This window comes from Nocardia sp. NBC_00881, from assembly GCF_045207455.1.
Classification (GTDB): Bacteria; Actinomycetota; Actinomycetes; order Mycobacteriales; family Mycobacteriaceae; genus Nocardia.
Map to the genome: position 1 here is coordinate 905,454 of NZ_CP108798.1, position 15,674 is coordinate 921,127.

A 15,674-nucleotide genomic window follows, 5' to 3' on the forward strand; every position below is an offset into this window, starting at 1 on the left:
CGGGCTCAGATTTCGGCTGCCAGACGGGTGCCCTGGCTGATGGCACGTTTGGCGTCCAGTTCTTTGGCTTCCTCGGCTCCGCCGATGACGTGTGCCCGTATGCCGAGGGTTTCGAGTTGGTCTTCGAGGTCTCGGACGGATTCCTGGCCGGCGCAGACGATGACAGTGTCGACGTCGATCACGCGCCGGTCTTCCCGGTTGTTGCCGAAGCTGATGTGCAGGCCGCGATCGTCGATCCGCTCGTAGTTGACGCCGCCGATCTGCTTGACTCCCTTGGCTTCCAGGGCCGCGCGGTGGATCCAGCCGGTCGTTGTGCCCAAGCTTCTTCCGAACGGGCCCGACTTTCGCTGCAGCATTGTCACGTCTCTGACGGCGGGGGAGGGTCTGCGCGTGGTCAATTGGCCGGGCGCGCGGTCGTCGTAAGTGATGCCCCACTCGGCCTGCCACTCCTCGAGGGTCAGGGCCCTCTGCCCGTCGACTGCGAGGAATTCGCTGACATCGAAACCGATCCCGCCCGCGCCGATGACGGCGACACGCTTGCCGACGGGCTTATCGCTCCGGATCAGTTCCGGGTAGGACAGCACCATTGGGTGGTCGATTCCCAGGATGTCGGGAATGCGGGGGCGCACGCCGGTGGCCAGGACGACTTCGTCCCAGTTGCCCGCGGCGAGCTGTTCGGCGGTGACGCGAGTGTTCACATGCACTCTGACACCGGTGAGTTCGAGCTTTCGATGGAAGTACCGGATCGACTCGTTGAACTCCTCCTTGCCGGGGATGCGGCGAGCCAAATCGAACTGGCCGCCGATCCTGTCGTCGGCTTCGAAGAGCTCGACGTGGTGGCCGCGCTCGGCCAGCCCGATTGCGGCCGACAGGCCGGCCGGGCCTGCGCCGACAACAGCGACACGTTTAGCGCGCCGGGTGGGCAGCAGCTGCAGCAGCGTTTCGTGGCAGGCCCGCGGATTCACCAGGCAGGATACTGTTTGGTCGAGAAAGGAATGGTCGAGGCATGCCTGGTTGCAGGCAATGCAGGTGTTGATCTCGTCGACTCGGGATTCGGCGGCCTTGTTCACCCATTCCGGGTCGGCCAGCAACGGCCGGGCCAGCGAGACGAGATCCGCGTCGCCGCGGGCCAGGATCTCCTCCGCGACCTCGGGCATGTTGATGCGATACGACGCACACACCGGGATGCTCACGTGTGCCTTGAGTTTGGCGGTGTATTCGACGAACGCGGCCCGCGGCACCAAGGTCGCGCTGATCGGCACCCGCGACTCGTGCCAGCCGATCAAGGTGTTGAGGGCGTCCACTCCGGCGGCTTCCAAATCCTTCGCCAGCTCGACGATTTCCTCGAAGGTCTGTCCGTTTTCGACCAACTCGGCCATGGACATCCGGAACATGATGAAGAAGTCATCGCTGACCGCCGCCCTGATCCGCCGAACGATGTCGAGCGCGAACCGCCGTCGATTGGCCGCCGATCCACCCCATCGGTCGGTTCGGATGTTGGTGCACGGCGCGAGGAACTGGCAGATCAGCCAGCCCTCGCCGCCCATCACCTCGATTCCGTCGTATCCGGCCCGTTCCGCCAGCTGCGCGCAGCGCGCGTAGTCGGCGATCGTCGATTCGATTTCCTGCTCGGTCAACGCCCGAGGCTCGAACGGGCTGAGTGGCGACGCCACGGCCGAGGCCGACACGTTGTTGGGAATATGCGAGAAGCGGCCACCGTGCAGGATCTGCATCGCGATCTTGCCCCCGGCCTCGTGTACCGCCGTGGTGATGCGACGGTGTCGCTGCGCGTCGGCCTCGGTGAGCATCGCGGCGCCGAACGCCGAGAGCCAGCCTTCGCGATTGGGCGCGTACCCGCCGGTGACGATCAGGCCCACACCGCCGCGGGCCCGTTCGGCGAAATACGCGGCCAGCCGGTCGATGTGCCACTCCCGTTCCTCCAAGCCGGTGTGCATCGACCCCATCACCACGCGATTGCGCAGCGTGACATGCCCCAGTTCGAGCGGCGAGAGTAAACGCGGAAAAACCGATCCCATGGAATGAACTTAATGACGGTCCGCGACCCTCGCAATGCGAACGGCCACGCGTTGTACCCACTTTTCTTCTGGGCATCGAACACTCGCCGTTGTTCGGCTCGAGTGATCGGCGTTCCCACTCATGCCGCGCTGACTGCAGTGACTTCTGGTGGCGGGCCAGGCTGCTGTCCGCATCGGATCCGACGGTGGCGCGCTTGTGGCGTCAGCGGAGGTGGCGCAGGGCGCGTTCGGCGGAATTGGCGCCGCACATGCCGTGCAGGCCAGGGCCCGGTGGCGTGGCGGCGGAGCACAGGTAGTGGCCCGGAATGCCGACGTCATAGGGCTGCAACGTTTTTCGTGGACCGAAGATGAGCTGGGGGATGTCTTTGGCACCGGTCATGATGTTGCCGCCGACGTAGTTGGCGTTGTACTCGGCGAAACCCGTGGTTGTGCGTACGGTGGTGCCGATGACGCGGTCACGGAAGCCAGGGGCGAAGCGTTGTATCTGGCTGATGATGGCCTCGGTGGCGTCGCCGGTGTAGCCGTGTGGGACGTGCGCGTACGTCCAGATCGGGTGGACGTCACCGACCGACCGTGCGGGGTCGGCCAGGTACTGTTGGCCGACCAGCACGAACGGCCGCTCGGGCATGCGTCCGGCATGGATGTCGCGCTCGGTGGCGGCGATCTCGGCGTAAGTTCCGCCGAGATGCACGGTTCCGGCTCGGCGAGCCGCCGCGGCGGTCCAGGGGATGCCGCCCTCGACGGCGAAATCGACTTTGAAGGCCCCGGGGCCGTAACGGAAACGGCGATAGGCTTCGCTGACTCGGGCGGGTAGCCGGTCGGCGAGGATCTCCGCGACGACGGACGGCGCGAGGTCCCACAGCACGATGTCCGTGGCGGGGAGGTCCGCGCCGGAGGCCACTCGCACGCCGGTTTCGATCTTGCCGCCGAGGTCGCCGAGCAGCGCCGCCATGGCGTCGGTGATGCGCTGCGAGCCGCCTGCCGCGACGACCCATCCATAGGCGTGGCCCGCGGTGAGGATGCCCAGGCCGATGCCAGCGCTGAGCGGTCGGTGCAGTGGGGAGAAGGCGTGGGCGGCGACGCCACCGAAGAGGCCGCGCGCCTGTGGTGTCCGGAAGACCTCCGCGAGGAGGTCAGCCGAGGCGAGCGCGGGGATCCCGAACCGCGCCAGGCTCAGGGGATGGCGGGGTACTCGCAGTAGCGGACGCATGATGTCCGGGCTTATGCGGTCGTAGCGGGCGGTGGGACGTTCGAATAGCAGGCGCCAGGCGCGGCCGTCGGCGCCGAGCCCGGCGGCGGTCTCGGCGATCGAGCGGCGCAGCACTCCGGCGCTGCCATCGTCGAGCGGGTGGACGCAGTCGATCTGCGGCCACGCCCAGGTGAGTCCGTAGCGCGCAAGGTCGAGGGACCGCAGGAACGGAGAGCCCACCGCCATCGGGTGGATGGCCGCGCACTGGTCGTGCAGCAGACCGGGCACGATCGCTTCATGGGTGCGGGCGCCGCCGCCGATATCGTGCGCTGCCTCCAGCACGGTGACCTGAACCCCGGCTTTGGCCAGAACGATCGCCGCGGCGAGACCGTTGGGGCCGCTGCCGACCACAAGTGCCGTGCTCATATCGCTCTCCGTTCCGATGGCCGTGGTCAGCCGACCCACTGCGGCGGCTCGTGGGCGGGTTCGGCCGCGCGTGCCGATTCTGGGTCATCCATGCGAAGCCATGTCACCAGATGCGGGATCGGACCTTCGGGCAGCCAGGGCTGCGCCTCCACTGCGTCGCGCACCTCCCAAGTGCCGCGTTCGATGACCCCGAGCGCCGCATCGATGACCTGGTACCGCTGGGTGCCGCGGTGAATCGGCTGCGACTCCACCCAGACGATGAGCCACTCCCCGGGCGCGAACCCGATCCGGGACTGCACGGCATTGACGAGATCGATGGTGTGCAGGTGCCCGTCGCCGAAGTTGAAGCCGATCAGCGAGTTGCAGCCGAACTCGGCTTCACGCACCGTCCATCGGTCGAGATCGGGAATGTGCTTGTACAGCAGGGAGAACAGGCCGCGGCCCTGGCTGTGCATGGATCGCCACGCGATGGCCTGTTGCATGGTGATCTCGGCGACCGCCCTCGGGTAGCCCGTGGCCTGCAGCTGGTCGACCTGATTCCGGGTCGGCCGGTGCGGCAGCGTGTTCAGCTTCTCCTCCGCGCCGGGGGCGAAGGCCCACAGTGCCGAGGCCCAGTTGCCCGCGTACTGCCGCATCGACGGCAGGAACGAGACGAGATCAGGGCGCAGATTGCCGAGGATCGGGAAGAATATCAGTGCTGAGACGATCCCAGCGGTCAACCACGGCGAGGACATATCCGCGACGCCGTAGCCATCGGCCGCCGGGTAGCCGAGAAACAGGAATACCGACAGGTAGGCGAACAGGACGTTCCACTCCAGTGGCACCGCCAGCGGGAAGGTGCAGATGATGAAGAAGTGGAACACCACCATCAGCACCACACCGGCCAGCGTCAGCCGGTGATCAGTCGAGAACAGCAGCACCAGCGGCGTGACAATCTCTACTGTGGTGCCGCCGACATGCGCGAGAAACGAGGCGACCTTGGAGGGGCGAAGGTCGCGCGGGAAATCGCGGTAGTGCAGCCGCTTGACCCACTTGGACGGCACGGTGGGGCTGTTGGACATCATCGGAGGGACGACGTTGGTGAAGTGACGCCCGAACTTCGAAACCCCCGCGCCGATCCAGACGGTGCAGATCAGCAGTTTCGCCGCGATGATCATATCGATGAACGGCAGCACCGCGAAGAAGACCAGGGCGGGCAGGTATTGCTCACCGCGGGCCGCGAGGAAAATCGTCTTGTCCCGCAGACCGCACAGGACATACAGCACGATCGGTGCGATCAGCAGCTCCGGATCGATGAGCCCGGAGGTGCCGGCCGGCAGCGCAGCGCTCGAAACCCCGGGAAGCAAGATCGCGGTCAGCAGTGTCAGCAGGAACGCAAGGTAGAAGGTGACATCGAGACGGGTGCGGATATCGCCGTTGGTCAGCGGCACCCGCTTCCATGGTCGCAGGCGGATGGTTCCCGGCCGCGCCCAGAAAAGGATGCCGCCGGTCATCGGCTTGAACTTGCCCGCAAGCGGACCCCAGGATCCCGCGAGGCCGATGGCTTCCAGCAGCACCGTCCACAGCACGAATTTCTGGTAGACGATCGGCTCGTTCCACCAAGCGCCGATTTCCCAGAACGAGCCGACGCCGGAGGTCCAGGTCACCACAGCCGCGCCTGCGAGGATATAGAGCACGAGTAGTTTCACGACGTAGATGGTGTGAATCATCTTCGGACTGCCGAAGCCGTATTCCACCCAATGTGATGTGAGAACTCGGATGCGTTCCCGCAGTGGTTTGTCGAGAAATGTATCGACGTCGACGGGCGGGAAATCTCCCGTTTTGAAACCCATGGTTGCAGCCCTTTCTATGCGACCGTATTCCGAATGCTCGACATCGATGTCAGAAAACCGGATAGTGGCGTGGATTGCCGCTCGTACGACGGTCGTCTTCTATCCTTTTCCTATCGTGGGATTCGTATCCTCGGGCAGGTGCGCTAATGCTGGCCACTACATGGGCGACCGGCACTGCGCCGAGCGCCTCTGCGCCGTCCACGGATTCGAGGCCCCATCCGCCCTCGGCGATCACGATTTCCGCCGCGCATTCGGAGATTGGTATCGCGCTTCATCGAATGTCGTAGCCGGTTCGACCTGGCTGACCATGGACCCTGGCTGCCATGCAGCGGAACAGGATGACCGCGAAATCGTCGGCGAGACAGGGCTCGGCTGGATTCCGGATCCCCAGAACGTGGGGTATGTCGGCTACCTGCTGCACGATTTTCTCACCATCGAATTGGTATGTGACGCGTATTACATTCAAAATGTAGGGAAATGGGCCGGTGCGGGCTATGTCCCCGCATCCCAGAGTTTTCGCCACCTTTTGTGCAGCTGGCACAATGCGCTACCTCGAGCCCCCTACACCGCGCCTGAACTGGGGTATCACCCCGGGCATGGATGTGGACGCCGATTCGACCGTCCGCGAGGGTACTCAGCGCATCAAGGCCGAACTCGCCCAGCCGTCGATCCGGATGGCGATCGGCGGTCATAAATCCGGGCTCGCCGGGTTCCGCGACGCTCAATCCGCCCGTCGCGTGGCGGTCGGCGCCGCCGATACCCGGTTTTCAGTCCGTGCGGGTCGAATCCGGGCAGCAACCGCAGGACCGTCGGATGGCCAACTCGGACGGGAGGACGGTGGTCACCGGCCCGGTGGCATCGCCGATGAGTCGGTCGTGCAGCAGCTGGGCCGCCCGGCGGCCGAACTCGAGCGGCTGGCGGCGGATCGTGGTCAGTGGCGGCTCCATCAGCTCGGCATGGCCGACATCGTCGAAGCTGATCACTGGGATGCTCGTGGCCCGTCCGGCATCGTGGAGCGCGCGATAGACACCTAGCGCGATGTCGTCGCTATGACAAATGATGCCATCGCACGCCGCTTCGCTGGCAAGCAGTTGGCGCCCGGCCGCCAGACCCCCGCGCGCGGTTGTTGGGGACGTGATGTCGATGAGCCGCACCGGCGCGAGGTTGTGGCGTTCCGCCGCGGCCCGCACTCCGGCGAGATGGTCGCGCCGAGCAACCGAATCCGCCGGCCCGCCGAGATAGGCGACGGTGCGGCACCCGTGCCAGAACAGATGATCTGCCGCCAGATCGCCATCAGCGACATCATCGGTGCGCAGGTAGAGGTCCGGGTCCTCACCTGCGGCGCGGGTCAAGAACAGCAGTGGGATCTCGCGGGCGGCAAACGATTGGAGGGTACGCGGATCGGTGGTGAAGGCTGGCACCATCACCACACCGGCGACGTTGCTCTCCTGGAGAAAAGTGACCAGCCGCGCCTGGCGGTCGGCATCGTTGAGGGTGTTCGCCAGCAACGACACGTAGCCCAGTCGGGCCAGACGCTGTTCGAGCCCGACGATCACCTCGGCGAAGAAGGGGTTGGTCACTGTGGTGACCAGTACACCGATGACGTTGCTGCGACCGGCTCGCAACGAAGCGGCACTTCTGTTGTAGACATAGCCGAGTTCGTCCATCACCTGATGGACGCGGTCACGCGTCCGCTGTGACACCCGGCCGGTGCCGCGGACGACCAAGGACGCGGTCGCCCGGGACACGCCTGCCCGGTTCGCTACGTCTTGCAAAGTAGCGTGTCGGGTCTCATCTTGCTGATTCGTCACCTGTTGCGCCCGCCTCCCACTCCGCGCCGGCGCGGTCGCTTCCTGCGCAGCGAACAACCGCCGCACGAGCCCGGTCGACCTGCTCACGCGCGATGACCGGGGCGAATCCGAGGTGCGCGTCGGGCTGGAGCAAACTTTCGATGGCCTGGGCATCGAGCCTACCGGCGACGCGGGCATCCGCGGTAAGGGCGGCAGCGAATGGTACATCGGTGGTTATCGCAGTGTGGGCCGCGTCGTAGACAAGCTCGTGTGCAGTTTGCCGACCAAGGGTTCGACCGAGCCGCAGCATGATCGCCTCGGACAAGATCATGCCATCGGACAGATCGAGATTGCGGCGCATGCGTTCTCGATCCAGACGCAGTCCGGCGACGATGACTTCGATGCGCGCCAATGATTCCGCGGTGAGCTCACAAGCACGCCGCTGCGTATCGAACAACACAGACGAGGCGTGGTCGGCCTCGTGCTCACCCATGGCCGATTCGAGAGCCAGCGGTGCCAATGCCCGAATCTCGGCAGTGATACCGATGACGTCCTGACACAGCTGCGGATTGCGTTTGTGCGGCATCGTCGAGCTGCCCACTGTGCCGGCCGGGATGGGCTCCTCCGCCTCCTGGTATTCCGTCTTCATCAGCTGATAGATCTCGCGGGCGATCTTTCCGCTGGTCGCAGCGACCAGCCCGAGCACGGTGACCAGTTCGGCCTGATGATCGCCGATGCTGCGGGAAGGAACGGCCATCAGCGCCAGCCCGAGCCGGTCGGCCACGAGTCGCTGCAGTTGCGGGGCTTGCTCGCCCAGCGACGCAGAGGTTCCCGCAGCGCCACCGAGCAGGGCGACGAACAGCCGCGGCGCCAGCTGGTCGAGCCGCTCGAGATGGCGCAGATACTCGTCGATCCACGCGGCGCTCTTGTATCCGAAGGTGATCGGCACAGCGTGTTGGCCGTGGGTGCGGCCGGCCATGACCATGTCCGCGCTGCGGTCGGTGAGTTCGGCGAGCGCGGCGAGGATGCTCAGCAGTTGTTTCCGGATCAGGACGCAGGCGCGACGCAGCAATAACGTGTCGCCCGTCTGGGTGATGTTCTGGGTGGTGGCTCCCCAGTGCACCCATCGGCCGTGTGGTGGCTCCACGGTGCGGCTGAGTTCGACGATCAAGGGCATCAAGGGGTGGCTGGTTCGTTCCATTTCGGCTTCGATGCGAGCTACATCGAGCCGGTCCAGCTGACAGCCGCGGGCAATTGCGGAGCCGGCATCTGGAGGGATGAGATCCAGTTCGGACTCCGAAAGAGCAAGCGCCGCTTCGACATCGAGCCAACATTGCCAACGTGCCGATGTATCGAAAATCGGTTCCATCTCGCTCGGCGGCACTCGGCCGGAGGTGAATCGCTTTGCCATGTATCAGTATCCGTTCCTGTCGTGGTCAGATTCCCGCACGAGTGACTACCGGCGCCGCAGACTGATGGCGCCGTTGCCGCCGGTTGTGTTGCAGAATGTTATTGACTATCAGAACGGCGAGGATCAACGCGATCTGCAGCGTTCCGTAGGCGGCAGCGGTGCCGAATTCGGACGAGTAGATGCGGTGGTAGATCTCCACCGACAGCGGCGGAAAACTGGCCGGATAGACGACCACCGACGCGACGTACTCACCCACACCGTCGACGAAGGCGAGCAATGCCCCCGCGACAACGCCTTTGGCGATCAAAGGGATCGTGACCGTGCGCAATACCCGTAGCGGGCCGGATCCGAGACTGAGCGCGGCCTCCTCGAGTGCGGGATCGACGGTGCCCAGCGCCGCGCCGGTCGACCGGAATACCAGCGGCACGAATCGAACGAAATACGCGACGGGCAGGATCCACAAGGCCCCGACCAGCGAGATCCCGAGATTGCTCGGTTGCGGTTCGTCGAACGCGTTGACCAGGTTGACGCCGACGACAGTACCGGGCAGGGCCCACGGCAGCATCACCATGATGTCGATCACACCGCGGCCGGGTCCGCGCCAGCGGGCGACGACGTACGCCGCGGCGACACCGACCAGTACGGCCCCCACCGTGGCGAGAAAGCTCATCTGGACGCTGACCGACATCGGCAGCAGACTGCCCGGATCGGTGAACAGCGTGGCGTAATTGCCCAGCGTGTAGGCGGGCGGCAGGATCTGTGTCGTCCATGAGTTGTCCACCGAAAACGACACCAGCACCACGGTAAGCACGGGCGCCATCAGCACCAGGGCCAGTACTGTCGCGGCGACCGCGGCCACCCAGCGTATCGGCCCTCGGCTCGCGGTCCGGTCACGCTGAATCCCCTTGGACAGACTGCGGTGCACGCGCCGACCCTGATACCACCGCATCGAGACGAGAAAGCAGATCGACACAACCGCCAGCCCCGTCGCTTGAGCGGCAGCCAGTTCCTGGTTACCGCCGGTCTTGGTGGCGACGATCTGCATCGTCAGCGTCTGCACGTTGTAGAGCTGCGGAGCGGTGAACGACGCCATCGAGATCATGAACGTCAGCAGGGCGCCGGATACCAGCGCCGGAGTCAGCATCGGAAGAACAACCGTGCGCCACACCCGAATCCGGCTGGCGCCGAGGTTGTACGCGGCGGCTTCCAGCGACGAGTCCATCCCGGCCAGCCCAGCGGCCACCGGCAAGTAGAAGAACGGGAACATCGTGAATACGTGCACCAGCACCACACCACCGACGCCGTTCACCGCCACCGTACCCGGATCGATACCAAACCACTGCGAGAGTGTCCGCGGCACGATGCCGGTCACGCTGTAGAGCAGCACGAACGACACCGCGCCGATCAATGGCGGCAGTGCCATCGGGAGAATCGCGGCGACCTCGAGAATTCGACGGCCCGGAAAATCGAAGCGGTTCATCGTGACCGCGAGCAGAGTGCCGATGATGCCGCACCCGAGAACCGACGCGAGCGAGATCCCCACCGACAGCACCAGCGCCGTGCCCGACCCACCATGGAGGAATGTCTCGTAGTTCGCCCGGGCGCCTTTGCCTCGCGTGCTCGAGATCGCGGTGTAAACCATGGGAATGACGACGAAGAGGAGGAGAACTGCCACAACCGCCACCGTCGGCAGGTAGACGAACCTTGCGCTGGAACTGCCCGGCAGCCGGCGACGCATTTTCTTCCAGCGGCTCGGCGCGGATCCCGGTGGTCTCGGGGCGTCTGGGGCGGGCGAGGCTTCTTCGGCGGTGACGGCGGTCATGGCTGCACCAACCATGGGTGCCCGGAAGCGATACCGATCGAGACACTGTCACCTATCCGTGGTCGGCCGATTGCGTCGGACACCGAGACCCGCAACGTCAGATCCGGCGTTACTACGGTATAAGTGCTTGTAGCGCCGCTGAATTCGATGTCGGTGACTTTTCCCTCGGCGACAGCTCGCTGTGGTGTGGCGAATTCCAATGCTTCCGGACGCAGTGACAGCGCGAGTTCGTCACCGACACCGATCGGGCCGAATGCCGGTATCGGTACCGTAATGGACGACCCGCCAGCGAGCTTGACACCGACCTCGTGATCGTTCACCTCGACGACCGTAACCGGCACCACATTGCTGCGCCCGATGAAGCGGGCCACGAAGGCGGTGGCGGGGCGGTGGTACACGGCCCACGGCGTGTCGATCTGATGCACGCGACCACGATCGAGCACTGCGATACGGTCGCTCATCGCCATCGCCTCGGCCTGATCATGGGTGACGTAGACGGTGGTGATGCCGGCTTCCGACTGCACCCGCCGGATCTCGGCACGGGTTTCCTCCCGTAGCTTCGCATCCAGGTTCGACAGCGGTTCGTCCAGCAGCAGCACCGATGGCGCGATGACCACTGCCCGAGCGAGCGCGACACGCTGCTGCTGTCCGCCGGAGAGCTGGTCGATTCGGCGGTGTCCGTATCCGGCGAGCCCCACCTGATCGAGCGCCACAGCGACACGCGCGGCACGCGACTTCTTGTCGACTTTGCGCGCTCGCAGCCCGTACGCGATGTTCTCGGCGACGGTCATGTGGGGAAACAGCGCGTAGTTCTGAAACACCATGCCGGTGTCCCGGCGGTTGGGCGCCATCGTCGTGACGTCCTTGTCCTCGAAGAGAATTCGACCTTGTGTGGGGTCGACGAAGCCCGCGATGATCCGCAGCAGGGTGGACTTGCCGCATCCGGACGGACCGAGCAGTGTGAACAGCTCGCCGGCGGCGATGGTGGCGTGCATGGCTATTTCGGTGGTGGTGTCGTAGGTCTTCTGAATGTGATCGAGTTCGATCGGTATCACGATGTCTCCAACAGGACCGGAGGTTAATTGCTCAGCGCTTTGTCAGCGGTGGTTCTTGATGTTCTGAACCCAATAGTCGATCCACTTGTCCTCCTCGCGATTCACCGTCGCCCAATCCACCGACATCTCGTGTAGATCGATTCCGGCCAGCCAGGCCGGATCCCGCGGGAGCGGCACCGTCGGGAGCTGAAACGCCCGGTCCGCCAACATCTGCTGAGTGGAGGGTCGGAGCAGGAACTCCAGGAAGGCGTCTGCGTTGCCGCCGTGCGGTCCACTTCTGATCTTGCCGACACCGTCGAGCTGCATCAGTGCACCCGATGTCGGTGCCACCGGCGTGAACGGCGCGCCTTTGGCCCGTTGTACCAGGATGTCTTGCAGATTCCAGACACTGATCGGCGCCTCTTGCCGTTGGACGCGCAGATACAGGTCGTTCGGATGCGGGACGTACGCCTCGGTATTGCGGTCCAGAGCGCGCAGAAAGTCATAACCCGGCTGGGGGTCGCCGGTTCGAGTATAGGAACGACCGATCAAAGCCCCGTAGATGCTGCGCATCGTTCCCGACGCCGCTACATCACGGATCAGCAGCTTTCCCTTCTGTGCCGGCGCGATGAGATCGTCCCAATCTTTCGGCGCCTGCCCGGGCTCCACCATCGCGTGGTTGTAGAAGATCAGGTTGACTGTGCGCATCTCGCCCAGCCACAAATTGTCCGACCCTCGAAACTGTTCCGGAACACGGGCGATGACGTCGTCACGAGCAGGGGACAACACGCCGGCTTGCACGGCTTCGCCGAATTGCTGTGGTGTGCCGCCCCACCATATGTCCGCTTGGGGGCGATGCGTCTCGGCCCGGACTCGCTCCAACACCTCGCCTGCCCCCAGGGTGAGCAACCGTACGCGTCCCTTGTACTCCGGGTTCGCGGCCTCGAACGCGTCGATCACCGGTTGCGAGATGCTGCTCGGGCGTGCCGTGTAGATGGTCAGTGCGGTCGCGGTGGGCCCAGATGTCAGCCCACACGCAGAGCCCGCCCATGCCAGCACCGCTACCAGGGACAGCGCAACGAACGACTTGGTGGCCTTCATCGATGAACGCCCTCTCGCGCAAACACATGACCTCCGCGACTACTGAGGGCCGAAAGGCGCGCCGTGTAGCCATCCGCAAGGTGGTAGATCGATCTACCGACCTGCTAGAGGAAACCATCCCAGCCAACGCGCTGTCAATAGCTATGTGGCACACCGACGAGCTCGCACGAGCAGAGCGATCCGTCCAGTGCCGACCTTGTCCGCAGTCCAATCGACGGTCTCCGCCTGGAGAGGTGCTGCGGCAGTCGTGACTCGCGAGGATGTGTCGCGGGAGCGGCGCGAGACAGGGTCGTGCGCTGCCCGCGCTGCCTCCGTCCGCAGGGAGGGCGGTGGCACCGCATTCACGGCGCCGGCCGCTCCGATTCATCCGATGTGAGTGTTCACGGTCGTCGGTGTACTGTCCGACCGAATCCTCGAGCGACGATCGGAGGTCGCCATGGCGCCGCCGCCACTTCACCGCCCACCCACCTCGGCCCAGGTCTACCGCCGGGCGGCCCAGTGATCACCACCCGCCGGAAGCTGGCCGACGGCCGCGAGATCCTGTACTTCGACGCCGACCCGGGCGTTCCGCGCACCGCGACCGGCACTCGCGAGCCGCTACAGACCACCACGCATTCGCAGCGGCGCTTCGATCCTCTGCTTGGCGAGTGGGTAGTGATTGCCTCGCACCGGCAGACCCGGACCTTCCTGCCGCCTGCCGATCTGTGCCCGCTGTGCCCGTCCACGCCGGAGCGGGCCACCGAGATCCCCGAATCCGAGTATCAGGTGGTCGTTTTCGAGAATCGGTTCCCCTCGCTGTCCACCAGTCACGAAGACCCGATCGGGCCCGGTGCAGTGCCGGACACAGAAGGGGCGGGATCGGTTGGCGCGACCGTCGCGGGCTCACCGCTGACGCCGCTGCGCGACGGCTTCGGCCGCTGTGAAGTGGTGTGCTTCACCAGCGATCACGATTCCTCCTTCGCCCAACTGGATCCTCAGCGCGCCCGATTGGTGGTGGACGCCTGGGCGCAGCGCAGTGCGGAACTGGCGGACATCGATGGCATCGGGCAGGTGTTCTGCTTCGAGAACCACGGTGCGGAGATCGGGGTGACGCTGTCGCATCCGCATGGACAGATCTATGCCTACCCATTCGTCACGCCGCGGGTGACCAGGATGTCGGAGAATGTGCGACGCTACCGGAAGTCCCACGGCGGCAACCTGTTCGGTGACCTGCTGGCTGACGAACGCGCGGCCGGGCTGCGGATAGTGGCGGCCAACGAGGAGTGGACGGCGTTCGTGCCGCCGTTCGCGCGCTGGCCCTACGAGGTGCTGCTGTATCCTCATCGTCGCGTCGCCGACCTTCCCGACCTCGAGGCTGCGCAGCGCGATGCATTCGCGACACTGTATTTGGATGTGCTGCAACGCTTTGCGCACTACTTCGACAGCCCGATGCCGTATATCGCCGCGTGGAATCAGGCGCCGACGCCGGGATCCGGTGTGGCCCGCGAGGATTGGTGGCTGCACCTGCAGCTGTTCTCGACCCGTCGGGCGGCGGACAAGTTGAAGTACTTGGCCGGTTCGGAGTCCGGTATGTCGGTGTTCATCAGCGACACCACGCCGGAGACGGTCGCGGCCGAATTGCGGGAGATGCGGTGACCAGCGGGGTATGGGCGGCGCCCGGGCGGGTCAACATCATCGGCGAGCATACCGACTACAACAACGGCTACGCCTTGCCGATCGCCGTCCCGCAGGTGGTGACCTGTACCGCGGTGGCGACCGGCGACGGCAGGGCACGGGTTTCCTCACGGCAGCATCCCGGCGAGTCGGTGAACGCGCCGATCACGGGACTGGCAGAGGCCGACGTGTCCGGCTGGGCCAGGTATCCGCTGGGTGTGGTGCACGAATACCTCCGTCGCGGACATGCGGTCGCGGGCGTGACACTGGAGCTCGACGGCGCGGTGCCGGTCGGCGCCGGGCTGTCGTCCTCGGCGGCTGTGGAGTGTGCGGTGGCGATCGCGTTGCGTGACCTGTTCGCGCTGCCCGTCGCCGACACCGACCTCATCGACATCGGCCGGGCCGCGGAGAATACCTACGTCGGCGCGGCCACCGGCACCCTGGATCAGTCGGCCTCGGTGCTGTGCACCGCAGGGCACGCTCTGTTCCTCGACTTCGCCAAGGGTGAGCACACACAGATCCCGTTCGATCTGGCCGCGGCGGGCCTGCAACTGCTGGTGGTCGACACCAATACTCCGCATCAGCTGGTCGATGGCGAATACGGCAAGCGGCGCACCGAATGTCAGGAGGCCGCCGCGGCGCTCGGCGTGCGCGCGCTGCGCGAAGTCACCGATGTAGCCGAAACGGATCGGATCGGCGATCCTGTGCTGCGACGGCGGGCCCGCCATGTCGTCGCCGAGAACGCCCGGGTGCTCGCGGTCCTCCACACTCTGCGCGGTCGTCACGATCCGCGCGAGATCGGGTCGATCCTGACCGCAGGGCATGCCTCGCTGCGCGACGATTTCGAAATCTCCACACCGCAACTCGACGCCGCGGTCGATACGGCGCTGGCGGCCGGCGCCTACGGAGCTCGCATGGTGGGTGGTGGCTTCGGCGGTAGCATCATCGCGCTCGCCGACGCCGAGCACACGCGGCACATCGCCGCGGCCATCGCGACGCGGTTCCACACCGAGGACTTCGCAGCGCCCCGAACCCTCGTGGCGGTACCGTCGGCCGGAGCACGTCGGATCTCGTGATCCCGCGCTAGCCGGGTTCCGGCCGCTGACGGCATGGACGGCTATCGCCCGTCGTCGAGCACCTGGCCCAACGCCCCCGGCGCAGCCGCCGCTACCGGTGGAGTCGGGTGAGGTCGTCGCCCGCCACCGTGGTGTCGCGGGTGTGTTCGGCTGTGCATCGGGTGATCAGTGTGCCGTCCGCGGGGACAGCGGTAGCGCCGCGGTTATCGTTGTGGCGCCCCGTTTCGGCTCTCCGGATAGGTATACCCCGTAGCGGTAGGTTGCTATAGTCGGACATTGTGAATTCTCTCGGTCGGTTGCGGCG

General features: G+C 65.5%; 10 protein-coding genes. 2 read left to right on the forward strand and 8 right to left on the reverse strand.

Annotation, left to right across the window (positions count from 1 at the left end; all coding sequences use genetic code 11):
• Window positions 1–5 precede the first annotated feature (5 nt).
• From OH799_RS03475 to OH799_RS03510, 8 genes are all read right to left on the reverse strand, one after another.
• Window positions 6–2,036, reverse strand: coding sequence for an FAD-dependent oxidoreductase (locus OH799_RS03475; protein WP_406275608.1), 2,031 nt, complete (start codon window positions 2,034–2,036; stop codon window positions 6–8).
• Between the two features lie 202 nt (window positions 2,037–2,238).
• Window positions 2,239–3,651: a phytoene desaturase family protein gene (locus tag OH799_RS03480; protein ID WP_406275611.1), complete on the reverse strand. Its 1,413-nt coding sequence runs from the start codon at window positions 3,649–3,651 to the stop codon at window positions 2,239–2,241.
• 26 nt (window positions 3,652–3,677) lie between these two features.
• Window positions 3,678–5,483 (reverse strand): DUF3556 domain-containing protein, encoded by a 1,806-nt coding sequence (locus OH799_RS03485; protein ID WP_406275613.1) that lies wholly within the window; start codon window positions 5,481–5,483, stop codon window positions 3,678–3,680.
• 767 nt (window positions 5,484–6,250) lie between these two features.
• Window positions 6,251–7,294 (reverse strand): LacI family DNA-binding transcriptional regulator, encoded by a 1,044-nt coding sequence (locus OH799_RS03490; protein WP_406275616.1) that lies wholly within the window; start codon window positions 7,292–7,294, stop codon window positions 6,251–6,253.
• Entirely contained in the window at window positions 7,275–8,684 is a 1,410-nt protein-coding gene (locus OH799_RS03495; RefSeq protein WP_406275618.1) for an adenylosuccinate lyase family protein, read from the reverse strand. The genes OH799_RS03490 and OH799_RS03495 overlap by 20 nt, the downstream gene beginning before the upstream one ends.
• Window positions 8,685–8,709: 25 nt before the next feature.
• Entirely contained in the window at window positions 8,710–10,506 is a 1,797-nt protein-coding gene (locus OH799_RS03500) for an ABC transporter permease (RefSeq protein ID WP_406275621.1), read from the reverse strand.
• Window positions 10,503–11,561, reverse strand: a complete 1,059-nt coding sequence (locus tag OH799_RS03505) for an ABC transporter ATP-binding protein (protein WP_406275624.1) — start codon at window positions 11,559–11,561, stop codon at window positions 10,503–10,505. Before OH799_RS03505 ends, OH799_RS03500 begins: the two co-directional genes overlap by 4 nt.
• A gap of 42 nt (window positions 11,562–11,603) precedes the next feature.
• On the reverse strand, window positions 11,604–12,641 hold the full coding sequence (locus tag OH799_RS03510; protein WP_406275626.1) for an extracellular solute-binding protein: 1,038 nt from the start codon (window positions 12,639–12,641) through the stop codon (window positions 11,604–11,606).
• A gap of 519 nt (window positions 12,642–13,160) precedes the next feature.
• On the opposite strand from OH799_RS03510, the gene galT reads away from it, so the two are divergent.
• Both galT and galK read left to right on the forward strand, forming a co-directional pair.
• Window positions 13,161–14,276 carry a galactose-1-phosphate uridylyltransferase gene (gene galT / locus OH799_RS03515; protein WP_406281763.1) on the forward strand — a complete coding sequence of 372 codons (1,116 nt, stop codon included), beginning with the start codon at window positions 13,161–13,163 and terminating at the stop codon, window positions 14,274–14,276.
• Complete coding sequence (galK, locus tag OH799_RS03520; RefSeq protein WP_406275629.1) at window positions 14,273–15,370, forward strand: galactokinase; 1,098 nt, start codon at window positions 14,273–14,275, stop codon at window positions 15,368–15,370. Before galT ends, galK begins: the two co-directional genes overlap by 4 nt.
• Window positions 15,371–15,674 lie beyond the last annotated feature (304 nt).